General features: G+C 38.6%; 17 protein-coding genes. 11 read left to right on the top strand and 6 right to left on the bottom strand.

Annotated elements, in window-relative coordinates; translation table 11 throughout:
• Window positions 1-59: 59 nt before the first annotated feature.
• Complete coding sequence (gene ftsH, locus VB715_RS00085) at window positions 60-1940, top strand: ATP-dependent zinc metalloprotease FtsH (protein ID WP_323299162.1); 1881 nt, start codon at window positions 60-62, stop codon at window positions 1938-1940.
• Window positions 1941-1969: 29 nt separating this feature from the next.
• A complete protein-coding gene (locus tag VB715_RS00080) occupies window positions 1970-2293 on the top strand; it encodes an STAS domain-containing protein (RefSeq protein WP_323299161.1) in 324 nt (107 codons plus the stop codon).
• Window positions 2294-2307: 14 nt separating this feature from the next.
• Here the strand turns inward: VB715_RS00080 and VB715_RS00075 are convergent, their stop codons facing one another.
• Entirely contained in the window at window positions 2308-3447 is a 1140-nt protein-coding gene (locus VB715_RS00075; protein WP_323299160.1) for a PP2C family protein-serine/threonine phosphatase, read from the bottom strand.
• 216 nt (window positions 3448-3663) lie between these two features.
• Between VB715_RS00075 and VB715_RS00070 the strand changes: the two genes are divergently transcribed.
• From VB715_RS00070 to VB715_RS00060, 3 genes are all read left to right on the top strand, one after another.
• A complete protein-coding gene (locus tag VB715_RS00070; RefSeq protein ID WP_323299159.1) occupies window positions 3664-4092 on the top strand; it encodes an anti-sigma regulatory factor in 429 nt (142 codons plus the stop codon).
• A gap of 23 nt (window positions 4093-4115) precedes the next feature.
• Window positions 4116-4940, top strand: a complete 825-nt coding sequence (locus tag VB715_RS00065; RefSeq protein ID WP_323299158.1) for a sulfurtransferase — start codon at window positions 4116-4118, stop codon at window positions 4938-4940.
• A gap of 147 nt (window positions 4941-5087) precedes the next feature.
• On the top strand, window positions 5088-5624 hold the full coding sequence (locus tag VB715_RS00060; protein ID WP_323299157.1) for an NYN domain-containing protein: 537 nt from the start codon (window positions 5088-5090) through the stop codon (window positions 5622-5624).
• Between the two features lie 69 nt (window positions 5625-5693).
• On the opposite strand, the gene yaaA is transcribed toward VB715_RS00060, so the two are convergent.
• The gene (yaaA, locus tag VB715_RS00055; RefSeq protein WP_323299156.1) at window positions 5694-6452 is read right to left on the bottom strand and encodes a peroxide stress protein YaaA; all 759 of its coding nucleotides are present in this window, start codon (window positions 6450-6452) and stop codon (window positions 5694-5696) included.
• A gap of 80 nt (window positions 6453-6532) precedes the next feature.
• On the opposite strand from yaaA, the gene VB715_RS00050 reads away from it, so the two are divergent.
• A complete protein-coding gene (locus VB715_RS00050) occupies window positions 6533-6703 on the top strand; it encodes a hypothetical protein (protein ID WP_323299155.1) in 171 nt (56 codons plus the stop codon).
• Window positions 6704-6713: 10 nt separating this feature from the next.
• Here VB715_RS00050 and VB715_RS00045 read toward each other — a convergent pair whose 3' ends face one another.
• Together VB715_RS00045 and VB715_RS00040 are read right to left on the bottom strand one after the other, a co-directional pair.
• Entirely contained in the window at window positions 6714-7175 is a 462-nt protein-coding gene (locus tag VB715_RS00045) for a VOC family protein (RefSeq protein WP_323299154.1), read from the bottom strand.
• 127 nt (window positions 7176-7302) lie between these two features.
• Window positions 7303-7740, bottom strand: coding sequence for a pentapeptide repeat-containing protein (locus tag VB715_RS00040; RefSeq protein WP_323299153.1), 438 nt, complete (start codon window positions 7738-7740; stop codon window positions 7303-7305).
• A 518-nt stretch (window positions 7741-8258) separates the two neighbouring features.
• On the opposite strand from VB715_RS00040, the gene deoC reads away from it, so the two are divergent.
• The 3 genes from deoC to VB715_RS00025 all read left to right on the top strand — a co-directional run bounded on the left by deoC (window position 8259) and on the right by VB715_RS00025 (window position 11059).
• On the top strand, window positions 8259-8936 hold the full coding sequence (gene deoC, locus VB715_RS00035; protein WP_323299152.1) for a deoxyribose-phosphate aldolase: 678 nt from the start codon (window positions 8259-8261) through the stop codon (window positions 8934-8936).
• Between the two features lie 96 nt (window positions 8937-9032).
• Window positions 9033-9425, top strand: coding sequence for a 30S ribosome-binding factor RbfA (gene rbfA, locus VB715_RS00030; protein WP_323299151.1), 393 nt, complete (start codon window positions 9033-9035; stop codon window positions 9423-9425).
• Between the two features lie 71 nt (window positions 9426-9496).
• A complete protein-coding gene (locus VB715_RS00025) occupies window positions 9497-11059 on the top strand; it encodes a glycoside hydrolase family 3 N-terminal domain-containing protein (protein WP_323299719.1) in 1563 nt (520 codons plus the stop codon).
• 34 nt (window positions 11060-11093) lie between these two features.
• On the opposite strand, the gene VB715_RS00020 is transcribed toward VB715_RS00025, so the two are convergent.
• Window positions 11094-11537 (bottom strand): Hsp20/alpha crystallin family protein, encoded by a 444-nt coding sequence (locus tag VB715_RS00020; RefSeq protein WP_323299150.1) that lies wholly within the window; start codon window positions 11535-11537, stop codon window positions 11094-11096.
• Window positions 11538-11937: 400 nt separating this feature from the next.
• On the opposite strand from VB715_RS00020, the gene VB715_RS00015 reads away from it, so the two are divergent.
• Complete coding sequence (locus VB715_RS00015) at window positions 11938-12723, top strand: hypothetical protein (RefSeq protein ID WP_323299149.1); 786 nt, start codon at window positions 11938-11940, stop codon at window positions 12721-12723.
• On the opposite strand, the gene VB715_RS00010 is transcribed toward VB715_RS00015, so the two are convergent.
• Window positions 12658-13287, bottom strand: coding sequence for a hypothetical protein (locus VB715_RS00010; RefSeq protein WP_323299148.1), 630 nt, complete (start codon window positions 13285-13287; stop codon window positions 12658-12660). The two genes, VB715_RS00015 and VB715_RS00010, sit on opposite strands and share 66 nt — an antisense overlap.
• Window positions 13288-13718: 431 nt before the next feature.
• Between VB715_RS00010 and VB715_RS00005 the strand changes: the two genes are divergently transcribed.
• Window positions 13719-14924 carry an AAA-like domain-containing protein gene (locus VB715_RS00005; RefSeq protein ID WP_323299147.1) on the top strand — a complete coding sequence of 402 codons (1206 nt, stop codon included), beginning with the start codon at window positions 13719-13721 and terminating at the stop codon, window positions 14922-14924.
• Window positions 14925-14973: the final 49 nt, after the last annotated feature.

Genomic DNA, 14973 nt, shown 5'->3' with positions numbered 1-14973 from the left:
TTATGAAACATTACTCCTGGCTAACTTCAGTGCAACATTCCTCTCTACACCCTTCACAGATGAAACAAGTCTCATCTGTGGCACAAAAACGTTGCCCTCAAGGTCATCGGCCAGGATGGGGTAAATTAATCGGCAGTGGGCTTTTCCTGCAATTGTTGCTGATGACTACCCCCAGTTGGGGACAAACAGAACAAGATCACTCAAGCTACAGTGATTTATTGAGAAACATCGAAGCGGGTAAGGTAAGTCAAGTCGAGATAGATCCCAGACTGCAAACAGCGAGAGTCACCTTGAAAGGCCAAGAAAAACCAGAAGACTCCTTAGAAGTTCCCCTACTCAAAAATAATCCTGAACTGATCAACAAGCTCAGAGAAAACAATATCCCCTTAGACTACAACCCTTCTACTGATCACTCTGCTGCTGTGGGATCAGTGATTCAAATTGGGGTGGTATTCCTCGTATTAATCATAGTCATTGCCGTTGTCCGTCGCTCCGCCAATGCTTCAGGCCAAGCAATGAACTTTAGCAAATCTCGGGCCCGCTTCCAAATGGAAGCCAAAACAGGCATCACCTTTGGAGATGTGGCCGGTATTGATGAAGCGAAAGAAGAATTGGAAGAAGTTGTTACCTTCCTCAAACAACCGGAAAAATTTACGGCGATCGGTGCCAAAATTCCCAAAGGGGTTCTGTTAGTGGGCCCCCCAGGTACAGGAAAAACCCTCTTAGCCAAAGCGATCGCCGGAGAAGCAGGGGTTCCCTTCTTCAGTATTTCCGGTTCAGAATTTGTAGAAATGTTTGTCGGGGTTGGGGCCTCACGGGTCAGAGATTTATTCAAAAAAGCGAAAGAAAACGCCCCTTGTCTCGTTTTTATCGATGAAATTGATGCCGTAGGCCGTCAAAGGGGTGTGGGCTATGGTGGAGGCAACGATGAACGAGAGCAAACCCTCAACCAACTGCTAACGGAAATGGATGGGTTTGAAGGCAATACCGGAATTATCATTATTGCGGCTACCAACCGTCCCGATGTCTTGGATATGGCCTTATTACGGCCCGGCAGATTTGATCGACAAGTAATGGTAGATTATCCCGATCTCAAAGGACGAGTCGGCATTCTTGATGTTCACTCCCGTAATAAGAAACTCGGTGATGATATTTCCCTCGAAGCCGTGGCCCGACGCACCCCAGGCTTTACAGGGGCAGATTTAGCCAACTTGCTCAACGAAGCGGCCATTTTCACCGCCAGACGACGGAAAGAAGCCATAACCATGCTAGAAATTAACGATGCCATTGATCGGGTGGTAGCCGGAATGGAAGGAACCCCCTTAGTGGATAGTAAGAGTAAGCGACTCATTGCCTATCATGAAATTGGCCATGCCTTGGTGGGAAGTTTGGTGGCTGGCCATGATCCGGTGGAAAAAGTGACCCTAGTACCCAGAGGACAAGCAAAAGGTTTAACTTGGTTTACCCCGGACGAAGAATCTGGCTTAGTCACCCGTAATCAATTATTGGCGAGAATTGCCGGATTATTGGGAGGTAGAGCCGCTGAAGAGCTAATTTTTGGGGAAGATGAAGTGACCACAGGGGCCGGCAATGATATCGAAAAAGTGACCTATTTAGCCCGGCAAATGGTGACCAAATTTGGGATGTCGGAACTGGGATTACTGGCCCTAGAAAGCGATAATAATAATTACTCAGGGTATAATGGCAAGGCCCCAGGGGAATATTCCCAAGAAATTGCCGCAAAAATTGATCATCAAGTTCGTTCCATTGTGGAATATTGTCATCAAGAAGCGCAAAAAGTTATTCAAGAAAATCGTGTCACTGTTGATCAGTTAGTCGATATACTAATTGATCAGGAGACTATCGAGGGAGAAGAATTTCGTGAATTGTTAGCCAAATTTGCTGAACCCTCCGATCAACCCTTAGCCGTTTCTCGTTAACTTATCCTTAACTTTAAGTTTGATTATTTATGAAAAAAAACGTTCAAGTTTTTCAACCTTCTGGAATTTTTGATGGGACAAAGTCTGCTCAATTTCGCCAGCAAATTAGTCATTCAGTGCAAGGGAATATCCAAATCATTGTCATTGATTTTAAGGATGTTTCCTTTATGGACAGTTCAGGATTGGGAGCTTTGGTGTTATCATTGAAGACCGTACGAGCCGCCGGAGCCAAATTGTTTTTGTGTTCCATTAACGAACAGATCCAAATGTTATTTGAGTTAACCAGTATGGATCGGGTTTTTGAAATTTTTTCGAGTCGAGAAGAATTAGAACAAAAATTATTAAACAGTTAAGTTGTCATCTTCCCTCAAGTAAAATCAACTTCGATAATGGAGAGATCATCATCAAACTGATCTTGATGATTATGATGTTTTAGAGACTGAATAAGTGTTTCTAAATCTCTTGGGGATTTACTTTGATAGGTTTTGAGAATGTCAGTAAAATTTTTTAACCCTAAGAGGGTTTTATCCCCTTGTTCAATTTCATAAATTCCATCACTAAAAATATAAAGAGTTGACAAACTATTCAGGGTTAAGTTTTCATTAACATAATTAGCTTCAGGAAACATTCCGATGGGAAACCCAGGGGTTTTTAGCTGATGTTCAATGAAACCTTGTTCGGGATCTGGGGTCAATAAAATAGCGGGGGGATGGCCCGCACTAGCATAAACAAGATGATGTTTTTTACGATGATAAACCCCATACCAGATGGTGAAATATTTATCATTGCGATAAGTCATCTGAAAAGCTTGGTTTAATCCATTTAAAACCTCATTAGGACGATGATAATTAACCCGATTTAATCCTCTCGAACGCAGTAAATTAATCACGGATAAAGCAGGTAAAGCCGCCCTCAGTCCATGGCCAGAAACATCTAAAAGATAAATCGCTAAATGATTATCATCTAACCAAAAATAATCAAATCCATCCCCCCCTAATTGACTCGAAGGAATAAAACGGGCCTTAATTTGTAGGGATTTTTCTTGCAGAGGTTCCGGCAAAATTGAGCTAACATATTCAGCCGCTTCCGCCAATTCTGCCTCTAAAAGTTGTTTTTGTTCCTTTAAATCTTGACTCAACTGATGAAGTCGTAACCCCGCTCTCACCCTGGCAATTAACTCATTCATCTCAATGGGTTTACAGAGGAAATCATCCGCCCCCGCATCCAACCCTTTAACCCGATCTTCTACGGATCCCAAAGAGGTGAGCAAAATAAAAAAAGTCGTCGCTAAAGCAGGAATACTCTTAATCTGACTACACACCTCTAACCCACTGATACCTGGCATCACCCAATCACAGATAATCAGGGCCGGATGTAATTCCTGTGCTTTGATTAATCCCTCTTCCCCAAGGCTGGCACAAGTCACTTCATAACCACTCCGCTTTAAAGTACGTTCTAGCAGTAAGCGAATGGTGTGATCATCATCAATCAAGAGGATTTGAGTCATAATCTCTGTGTTAGGGAGTTGAGGAGGGGAAATCAACAGGTTAGATGAACCGGACTAAAATTTTAGTCACGTTTCTAAAAACAGGGTAAAACAAAATTGCAGAATTACAAGCGATCTTAGAACAATCCAGGTAAACTAGAGCTAGTAAATGGATCAAGGAAATTTATCCTTAGTCTAACCATTTCAACCTTAGTGGACTGTAGAGGCTTTGAATCATTGAGCGTCCTCAAACAGATTTCGTTCAAAATAGAAAGTGACCTAAAAGCATTAGACCAAGTTTTGGGTTACTTTGACCAGATCAATCAACCCTGGATTCCTAAAAAGGATTGGTTGCAATGTCAGCTGGCCTTGGCAGAAGGCTTTACCAATGCGGTACGCCATGCCCATAAAAATCTCCCTCCTGACGTTTCTGTCGAAATTGAGATCAAACTAAGCTCAAACAGTCTAGAAATGAGGATTTGGGACTCAGGGCCATCCTTTGATTTACAAGGATTTCTCCAAGCTAAAGACCTTCAAGAGAATCGTCTAGTTGGTCATGGCCAGGGTCTTCCCATCTTACAAAAAATTGCCGCCCAATTGAGTTATGCTCGCACTGATGATCAGAGGAATTGTTTGTTAATTGTGAAAAACTTTTCCCCTCTCTAACCTCATCAGCCTAAAATACTAATATGTTTAAACTTGATTCTGTTGTTTCCGGGCAATGGCTGGCTGGCCAACTCACCCATTCTAACCTCGTTATAGTTGATTGTCGCTTCCGTTTAGGAAACCCCGACTGGGGATATGAACAATATCTGACCCGTCACATCCAGGGAGCCTATTATTTAAACTTAGATTCTGATTTATCCTCTCCCGTAACCCAACATGGGGGCCGTCATCCTCTCCCAGATCTGTCCCTTTTTGCCGAAAAATTGGCAGGGATGGGGATTACTTTGGGGGAAACCTTAGTAGTGGCTTATGATGATCTACGTTTGGCCTTTGCTGCCCGTTTTTGGTGGTTATTGCGTTATTTGGGTCACGAGCAGGTGGCTGTCCTCGATGGGGGTTGGACTGCCTGGGAAAACCAGGGTTATCCCACCAGTAACGTCATTCCAGAAGCTAAATTAGGTCAGTTTGTTCCTCAACCTTGTCATGATTGGATTGTCGATATGGAAGGGGTTAAACACCGTAAAATTCAACCTCAGACTCGGTTGATTGATTCACGGGATGGCGATCGCTATCGCGGGGAAATTGAACCCATTGATCCCATTGCGGGTCATATTCCTGGGGCGATTAATTCTCCCTGGAAACAGGTGACAGACGAACAGGGGTATATTTTACCTGTTACAGCACAACAGGGGTTATGGGAAACTTGTTCAACAGCAGAGGAAATCATTGTTTATTGTGGTTCGGGTGTCACTGCTTGCGTTAATCTCTTATCAATGGAATTAGCGGGAATTCATGGGGCCAAGTTGTATCCTGGAGGATGGAGTGATTGGTGTTCTTACCTCGTCTAAACTCTGTCTCTATAATTACCCAAATCCCATTTATCTCACAAATTGGTAAACTTTTAAGGTAAAATTTTAGTTAAGTAACCTAACTAAATTAGACTATTAAGCTACTAATCTATCCCTTTATTTCTATTTATACTAGGTCTTAATTTTATGGATGCTACGAATAGTTGTCTTTGCCAGAAAGATCGTCTTTCTATATTTGTTGATGGCAATAATATGTTTTATGCTCAACAAAAAAATGGCTGGTTTTTTGATCCCAGACGAGTTCTTGACTATTTTACTAATGATCCCCATGTTTCTCTCATTAATGCTTTTTGGTATACCGGATTAAAAGATTCTCAAGATCAACGGGGGTTTCGAGATGCTTTAATTAGTTTGGGGTACACTGTCAGAACAAAAATTCTTAAAGAATATTATGATGATACCTCTGGAAGATATTCCCAAAAAGCGAATCTTGATATTGAAATTGTTGTAGATATGTTTAATACAGTTGAACAATATGATCGGGTAATTTTATTTAGTGGAGATGGAGACTTTGAGAGGGCAATTGAATTATTACGCTCTAAAAATACCCATATTACTGTTGTTTCAACTGAGGGCATGATTGCCAGAGAATTGAGAAATGCAACAGATCGTTATATTGACTTAAATGATATCAAAGATAGTATTGAAAAACAAGACTACTGACTGACAGATGATTATGGAATCTCCTCATAAAAATCGTAAAAAATCTCTGAATAGAAGATAGGTTTTAGCTTATCCTTGTTTCAGAAACACAAATTCTTGTTCATTAGATAAACTTTCGTAATAAGAATAGCCTGACCATGAATATTCTTTTAACTGTTCAGGATCATCAATTTTATGACGAATAATCCAATTCGTCATAACCCCTCTATTCTTTTTCGCTATTAAGCCAATGGTTTTAAGTTTTCCTTCTCTCATTTCTTTAAAAGAAATTTTTAAGATAGGATAGTTAAAATTTTGCCGTTTAATCACGCGAGAATATTCATCAGAAGCAAGATTAAGTAAGACTTGCTTCTGATGTTTTGCTAATTCATAATTTAATTTCTCAGTAATTTTGGTTGTCCAAAAGCCATAAAGATTAGTATTTTTTTCAACATGAAAATTAGTATTCATCTCTAATCTATAGGGTTTAATTTCATCAAGAGGACGTAAAATTCCGTAGAGTCCTGAGATAATTCTTAGGTGTTCTTGGGCAAATAAATAATCATCATCATTAAATTTATCAATTTCTAATTGTTTAAAAACATCTCCTCGATAGGCTAAAATAGCGGCTCGTTTTTGACTATCATTAAATTCTTGAAATCGTTGATAATTCAAATTCGCTAAAGTCTCGCTTACTCCCAGTAATTTCTCTAATTGTTCGACAGAAAGTTGCTGGAGCGACTTGACTAAAAACTGACCATATTCTTGAAAAATAGGCTTGGTTATTGGAGGAACTTCAAGAGAATCATCAAATGCTAATGTTTTGGCCGAAGAGAGAATTGAAATCATTTAACAAGATTTTTTTTCAGGAATCAATGTTTGGTGCAATGAAGAATAGTCATGGGGACTCGCTACGGAGGAGTAAAGTAATGAAGACGAAGAAATCCCAATTAACAATTGTTCAAAGCTTACAAGGGGCGATCGGACTCACCGTTGCCTTAATTTTACTTCAGAGTGTATCCATGTCTTCCCCCTCTGTTCAACAACAGTCATGGTTCTCAAATAAGCAATCACAGGCAAGTTTAATTCATTTTCGCTGATAAATTCTCATTAATTCGGATCACAACGAATTTCTAATAAAAACCCGTCAGGATCATAAAAATAAATTCCCCTTCCAGTTGGACGAGTAACCGGGCCATGATCAATTATTACCTGATTATTTTTTAATACTTCCACCGCTTGCTCAAATAACTCAGGAGCAATATCAAAGGCCAAATGATTCGCACGGGTAAATTGTTGCTTGGGGTCAGCATTTGGGGGTGAGAGATCCGGTTCCCAAAATAAATCTAAAACTGTACCATCAGGGGTGACAAAATTAGTGACTTTTCCCTCCGCAACTAAAGTTTTAAGGGTACTAGGCACTTCATCTCCTGTTAACTCATGCAGTCCTAATATTTTCCCGTAAAAGTGACAAGAAATTGCCATATCTTTGACATTTAATGCGATATGATGGACTTGTCTTAAATTGCCGATCGCCAGTCCTTGAGTGACTATAGGTTGATTAATCGTCATCGTTTGCCTAAAAATGCCTTACCATTTCTATCATAAACAAATCCCCCAATCTTTGGTTCTGGGGGATATTATCATTAGTCATGATCAATGTGGAGGAGTCAAGGGGAAATCAAAAAACTTGAGGGATTTATTCTTGTTCTCCCCCAATACTAATCTTTGTATTAAAGATTTGTGCCTCATCTAAAATCAGAGAGATCATGGATGCTCCTGTCACATCAGCATCAAAAACCATGGCTTTTGTTAAGTTAACGCTGTTGAGATTACTCTCATTCAAACTCGCATTAGTGACTAAAGCTGCCGTTAAGTTTGCGCCTTCTAAATTGGCTCCTGTAAGATCAGCCCCTTCTAGGTTAGCATCGGTTAGGTTTGCCCCTGTTAGGTTAGCATCTCTTAAGTCTGCACCAATTAAATGAGCCGCACTGAGATCGGCCCCTGATAAGTCACATCCTTGGCAATATCTTGTTGATAATAATTGTTCAATATGATCGGGGTTGGCTGCTTTGACTTGACTGGTAAATAAGAAAGGGGTCAGTAGTCCTAAAATGGCAATAATTGGGGGTTTCATAAAGTATCTCCACAAGACTAATTTTAGTTGAAAGTCTTACTAAATATAGACCTAATCTTTTCAGAATTTGTTCCCATGATTAAATTATGAGTTATCCCCAATTAATTAGTTATTTTTCTGAGTTTTTACGGTTGACATTTTATTGATTAATTGTTAATTTCTGGTGAGGATAAATTGATTGACAGCAAGTTTTTGTAAAATTCCGTTATCATCAAGGAAGATCGAGTCTTAAGCTCAAGAAGTAAGGACTAATTGCAATTCAGAGTGATTAAATTTATTAAAACACAAGCAAATTCGTTAAGTAGTCATTATTGTGACAGTTTTCAAATAGTCTAGGGCGAGTTTATTTAATTTACTGATAAGAACCATAGCTTTTTATAAGAAACCCGCCTCTACAATATTGTGTGTCCCTGCTTAATTTAATTGCCAGACTTGTTATCGATTTTAAAATAAAAATTCAGTCATTGTTGGCTTAAATCTGTCACAATAAGAACGGGAATCCTTTCGAGAGGCAAATTATGACAGTAACAGGTTCAAATATTGACATTGCTACCTATATTGATCATTCTCTACTCAACCCAACAGCTACCCCTCAAGAAGTCGAACAATGTTGTGAGGAAGCACAACGGTATGGGTTTCCGACAGTTTGTGTTTATCCGAGTGCGGTAAATCAAGCGGCTAAATTACTTCATGGGAAAAAAATTACCGTCTGTACCGTCATTGGGTTTCCTACAGGGGCAACCACTTCAGCCGTTAAACTTTATGAAGCCCAAGAAGCGGCAGAAAATGGGGCCAGAGAACTCGATGTTATGATTAATTTAGGTTATGTTAAAGCCGGACAATCAGAGGCAATTTATAACGAAATTTCTGCCATTTGTGAAGCGACAGGACAAACCATCAAAGTGATTTTAGAAATGAGTTTATTAACGGAAACCGAAAAACGTCTCGCTGCTGAAATTTGTATGGATGCGGGGGCAAATTATCTCAAAACTAGCACAGGATGGTTTGGCGGCGCAACGGTGGCCGATGTGCGTTATCTTAAACAAGTATCGAAAGGACAGGTGGGGATTAAAGCCTCTGGGGGTATTCGTACCTTAGAGCAAGCCATCGCCCTCATTGAAGCAGGAGCCAAGCGTTTAGGCACTTCTCGCGGGGTAGACTTAATCAAACAACAGGAATTTATGGAAAAAGAATGATAAAAAGTTGATAATTGACTACTATCAGCGTTAAACTTCAAAGGGGGAATTAATACCCCAAAGATTGCCCACAGTAGAAGAATAAAGAGGGCGAATATGGCTAACAATCGTCGGGTTTCTCGCGTTTCCTCGTTAATAAAACGCGAAGTTTCTCAAATGCTTCTCTTTGACATCAAAGATGATCGTGTTGGGGCTGGTATGGTAAGCGTAACCGATGTAAACGTCTCTGGGGACTTACAACACGCTAAAATCTTTGTCAGCATTTATGGCACAGAAGAAGCTAAAGAAGAAACTATGCAGGGGTTAAAATCATCAGAAGGTTATGTGCGGCGAGAGTTAGCACAACGAATGCGACTCAGACGCGCCCCAGAAGTGGTCTTTCTTGAAGATCTTGCCATTGAAAGGGGTGATAAAATGTTGAACCTCCTTAACCAAATTAAGGAAACTACGCCCTTAGATGATGAGTCCTATAATTCAGAAGAAGAATAAGTTCATTAATAGCTGTGGCTAATTTATTACCTGATTGGACTCAATTTACCCTAAAAGAAAAGATCGGACAAATGATCGTCGTTCGTGGGTCTGGTTATTTGTTTGATCATCAAATTCGTTACCCCGTTTGGGAAGCCTCTAACCCAGTGTTACAACGTTGGTTAGAAACGTTAAACCTAGGCGGGGTGATTTTGTTAGGGGGAAGTGGGGCAGAATTATTATTAAGAACTCAACAGTTACAAGAATGGTCAAAAACCCCCTTATTCATCGCTGCGGATATTGAAGAAGGGGTCGGACAACGGTTTTCTGGGGCTACTTGGTTTCCTCCTCCTATGGCCTTAGGAGAAATTGCTAAAAATGATTTAGACTTAGGGATTAGTTATGCCCAAGAAATGGGAAAAATTACCGCCCACGAAGCTTTATCTATTGGCATTAATTGGCTCTTAACTCCGGTAGTTGATGTTAATAATAATCCTGATAATCCTGTCATTAATATTCGCTCTTTTGGGGATACGCCAGATATTGTTAGTGCGTTAGTAACGGCATTTATTGAAGGGGCGAAAAACTATCCTGCTTTAACGACTGCCAAGCATTTTCCTGGCCATGGAGATACAGTTAGTGATTCTCATCTTAATTTACCGATAATTAATCATGATAATGAGCGATTAGAAAGCTTAGAATTAATGCCCTTTCAAGCAGCAATTGAGGCAAAGGTTGATAGTGTGATGACGGCTCATTTATTAATTAATGCTTGGGATAATGAAAATCCGGCTACCTTATCTAAGCCAATTTTAACAGGTAAATTACGAGAAAAATTAGGCTTTGAGGGATTAATTGTTACTGATGCTTTAGTCATGGGAGGGGTGGCAAATTTTGCTGATGCTGAAGAAGTTGCAGTGAAGGCAGTTGAAGCAGGGGCAGATGTTTTATTAATGCCAGATGATCCTGAAAAAGCAATTAATGCTGTTTATAATGCTGTGGAGTCAGGAAGATTAACAAGAGAAAGAATTGAAGCTTCTGTTAGGCGTATTTGGCAAGCTAAGCAAAAGATTTTTAATCAGGAAAAACCTGATTTATCTATTTATAATTTATCTCAACCAACAGCAAGACAAACGGTTAAAAACATCCTCAAATATTCTCTCAAAACCAATAATAAAACCCTGGAAAAAGTTTCATCTAATACCCCAAAACGTAATTTAATTGTTGTTGATGATTTACTCAATGCTGACTTTTTAGATCGACAAATGCCAGGGGTAATAATTCCTAAATATTTAGGCTATGATTTACAATTAGTTGACCAAAATACATTAGATAATGTTTTAGACGATAATCGTTCAACATTATTACAAATTTTCCTGCGGGGTAATCCGTTTCGAGGCAGTGCAGGATTTAATGAAAACTCAAAGAGTTTTTACCATAATTTGCTTAAAAAGTCAATAGTTCATGGCTTAATTATTTATGGAAGTCCTTATATTTTAGACTGGTTTAAAACCCAGATTAATGAGGAATTATCTTGGGTATTTTCTTATGGACAGATGGCAGAAAGTCAGGCGATCGCTTGTCAAATATTGTTTAATTTATCAGCATCAGAATTAGGGAATATATCCGAAAGTTTAGGAGATGTTTTTATTTAAGCAGGGGCCAACGGCCGTTGACCCCTACAAGTACCTAACCTAAACTAACTTTAACCACTTTGTTCTTTTCATCTTCAGCTTTAGGTAAAGTTAGATGTAGAATTCCATCCTTATATTCTGCGGTAACATTGGTATTATTAATGAGGGTAGGTAAAGCGATCGCACGGGAAAACTTACCATAACGGAACTCACTACGAGTTACACCATTTTCCTCAGATTTTGCGGTTTCTTTGCGTTCTCCGGTAAGATAAACCGCTTCTTTTGTTACCTGAATATCCACATCTTCTGCTTTAATTCCAGGGAGTTCTAATTTGAGAAAAATTACCTCATCAGTCTCGGAAATTTCCGCAGAAGGTGAGAAACTTAGTTCTTTTAAGTCTCGTCCTAAATTAGTTAATACACCATCATCAAATAGTTGATTGATTTGACGTTGTAAGGAGTTCATTTCTTTCCAAGGGTTATAACGAACCAGTGCCATAATAGTTATCTCCTTTCTTATCTGCGTGTTACCTTGTTTTTGCTTGTTGACTTCATCCTAACTTCAATAAATTTATCAGACAATACGGTTTTTCCCCTGAGAATGGTGTAATTTACACCCTTAAATTTAGATAGAAAAAGAAGTTAGGAAAACCAGAAATATAAGTTCGGTTTTCCCCATCATTTTTTCAGTTTGTAGTAAGCTCTAAAGAGCTTATTAAGCAAGGCTAAAGCCTTTACTACGAACTAAAATATTATGTTAATATCTATTTAACAAAGAGTCTCTATTGCCTTTTACCTTTGTTCTAGAACAGTTAAAAAAGCGTCACAAACCAAGCCTAATCTCACAAGAAAGCTGTCAAACTAGGAATAGGATTACAAAAGAGGCAGGAAGTAAAATTATGGCTAATTCCTATCGTTACTATGGATATTTTAGTTTTAGTGCGGGGTTTGGCTTCTTAATTTTAGTGGCTTTTTTTGTTTTACAATGGTTACAAATTCCTGCCGGAAATTTAATTGATTGGGTAATTGGAGTAGGGAGTTTTTGGTGGTTAATGGTCATTGTTACTGTTCCTTGGAATGTTTATTTTGATGCAAAAGAAGTCATTTCAGAAGCAGCAACCTCTCAAGATAAAGGAATTCCTGTTGACAATAAACAATTGAATTATGTCAAAACCGTTAGTCGAGGAGCATTATTAACTGCGATCACCTTACATTTCTTGTCAGCATTCGGACTCTATAAACTTGCTTCTTTAGGCATTAGTCCAGTGGGTTATATTAGTTCTATTGCTACCTTATTATTAACCGCATTACGTCCCGCCATTAGAGCATATCAATACTTAGCTTATCGTCTTTCTGTTATTCGAGAACAAATAAAATATCCCCGTGAAGATATCTTAGAATTACGAAGTCAAGTTAATCAATTAGTAGATAGTATCAAACAAATTGAAGCAAAATTAGATTTAAGTAAGGAAGAATCTTGGATTAATCAACAACAAAATAAATGGAAAGCAACCTCAAAAGAGGTTGCCCTAATAACCGTCAAGTTTGACCAATTGGAAGTCAAAAATCAAATTGAGCATGAAGAGATTGCTCAGCAAGCCAAAAACGCGATCTCTCAATTAACCGAAGACAGCAACTTTCTCCACCAAGTAAGAGAAATTATTCGCTTCATTAAGACAGCTTGAATTCATTAAGTTCTCAGCTAATGTTAAAGGTGTTTGACTGAGATGCTGACGCAAACAATGAAGGAAGAAAGGCTTGTTTTTCACAGGATGTAAACAATATTCTTCCACCGTAGCCAAAACTAATGCTTCGCGCAATTGACGATCTGAAATCTCTTGAGAAATTTGCTCAAACTGTGCTTTTAAATAAGGATCATGATTCATTAATGTTTGAATGACTTGTTGAATTAAGTTAACGATTTCCCGTTGAGATTTTTGACAGCATTTCATCCGCAAAACTGAGCAGTATTTTGCTGTCACCGAACTTAAACGACTAATTAAAGTCCGATATCCTTCAGTATAATTGACTGTTAAATAACGTCTGCGTAAAAGACTGTAGCGATATTCTATTTTTTGGTTAAGTGTGGTCAATTCATCAACACTTAATTCTTGAGTTGTTGTGAAAGATAGGTTATAATTAAGCAACCAGCTAACAATACCATGACGTTGATTTCTGTTGTACTGAGGCAATTCTTTGACCAAACGCTTACGCCAAAATGATTGTAACTGTTGTGTTTGTTTTGCCATCAGTGTAACCCCCTGAGTTCAAATGGATTCGTAAAGTAGGGCGGTTAAGCTTTGAGATTACTCAACACGCTTTATCTAACCATAAGTGTGTCTCTAGCAGTCCCAGAAAACAACCAAAGTTTTGGCATTTAAGTAAGAACTTAAGAAAGTTAATTCCATAAAGGCTAAATGCTTGTCGTTTCAAGGAGTTGAGTTCTTAATCTTGCAACTCAGTTAAATTGTTTAAAGTCTTAAGATCGGATCTTGGTCTGCTTAACTTGGGAAATTAGACAGAAATCTGGTGGGCTGTCGTGCATTTAAGCTACTTATTGGCTAAAATAAACAAGTTAATCTTAACAAAAGACGGTTGTTTTCGGGAATTTTGCTTAAAACTCTTGAATAAATTTAACATCCTGTAATACCATCGTTGAGAGAGCGTCCGAGGAATCTATATGACGGTTATGGCGCAGTCAAAGTCAAGTAAAAGTAGACGCAGACGGGGAGTAATTCTAACTCAACAAGGATTAGAAAAACTCCAAAAGGCTAAATCTGATGCTGAATATCTAGACAATCACGGAAATCGCTACACTTTAGAAGTGTTAAGTGCTAAAACGGAGTTAGCGGTTGATACTTTAATGAAAGTTTTCGCCTGTGAATCAGGGGTTGATAAACAAACCCTGAAAACCTGTTTTAAAGCGTTTAATCTCAGTTTAACGGCTCAAGACTTTTATCGTCCTGAATTATCCAGCACAGAAGTAGAGCAACCCCTTCTCCTTGAACCCGAATTACCCGAAGGCCAAGTTCCCCTGAATTCACAATTTTATGTTGAGCGATCGCCAGTCGAATCAGACTGTTATAAGGCTATTTTACAGCCTGGGGCCTTAATTCGGTTGAAAGCAGCAAGACGAATGGGAAAAAGCTCTCTATTAGCGAAAATTGTTAATTATGGGATTAATAATGGCTGTTCTTCTGTTTCTTTAAGTTTACAGTTGGCAGATAAAAATTTATTTCAAGATTTAGATAAGTTTCTTAAATGGTTTTGTGCAAATATTAGTCTTAGTTTACACATTCCCAACAAGATTGCTGATTATTGGGATGATTTATTTGGCAGTAAAATTAGTTGTAAAATTTATTTTGAACAGTACATTTTAGCTAATCTTAAAACCCCCTTAGTTTTAGCATTGGATGATGTAGATCGTCTCTTTCAATATCCCGATCTAGCGGATGATTTTTTTGCTTTATTAAGAGCTTGGCATGAAGAAGGAAAAAACCGAGATATTTGGAAAAAACTACGGTTAGTTGTTGCACATTCTTCTGAGGTTTATATTCCTCTCAATGTGAATCACTCTCCCTTTAATGTGGGTATTCCTATTGAATTACCGATGTTAACGCCTCAACAAGTACAAGATTTAGCGAAACGGTACGAGTTAAGTTGGTCATTACAACAAGTCAATAAATTGATGGATTTGGTAGGGGGACATCCTTATTTAATACGCCTGGCACTATATTATGTTTGGCGCAAAGATGTCAAATTAGAATGTATTTTAAAGACGGATTTTCAGTCACCTAATCATATTTATCCCACATTCCGCACATCTTTCGTCCCAAAAAAGATTATGGCTTGGAACCCCGCTAGAACTCAGTGGGCAAACAAATGAACTTATGACGGGGTTGCAAGACATAATCTCAACCTGACTTGATTAAAGC

Origin of the sequence: Crocosphaera sp. UHCC 0190 (assembly GCF_034932065.1) — a bacterium.
GTDB lineage: Bacteria > Cyanobacteriota > Cyanobacteriia > Cyanobacteriales > Microcystaceae > UHCC-0190.
Note: the sequence above shows the minus strand (reverse complement) of the source record. Positions and strands in the feature narration are given on the sequence as shown.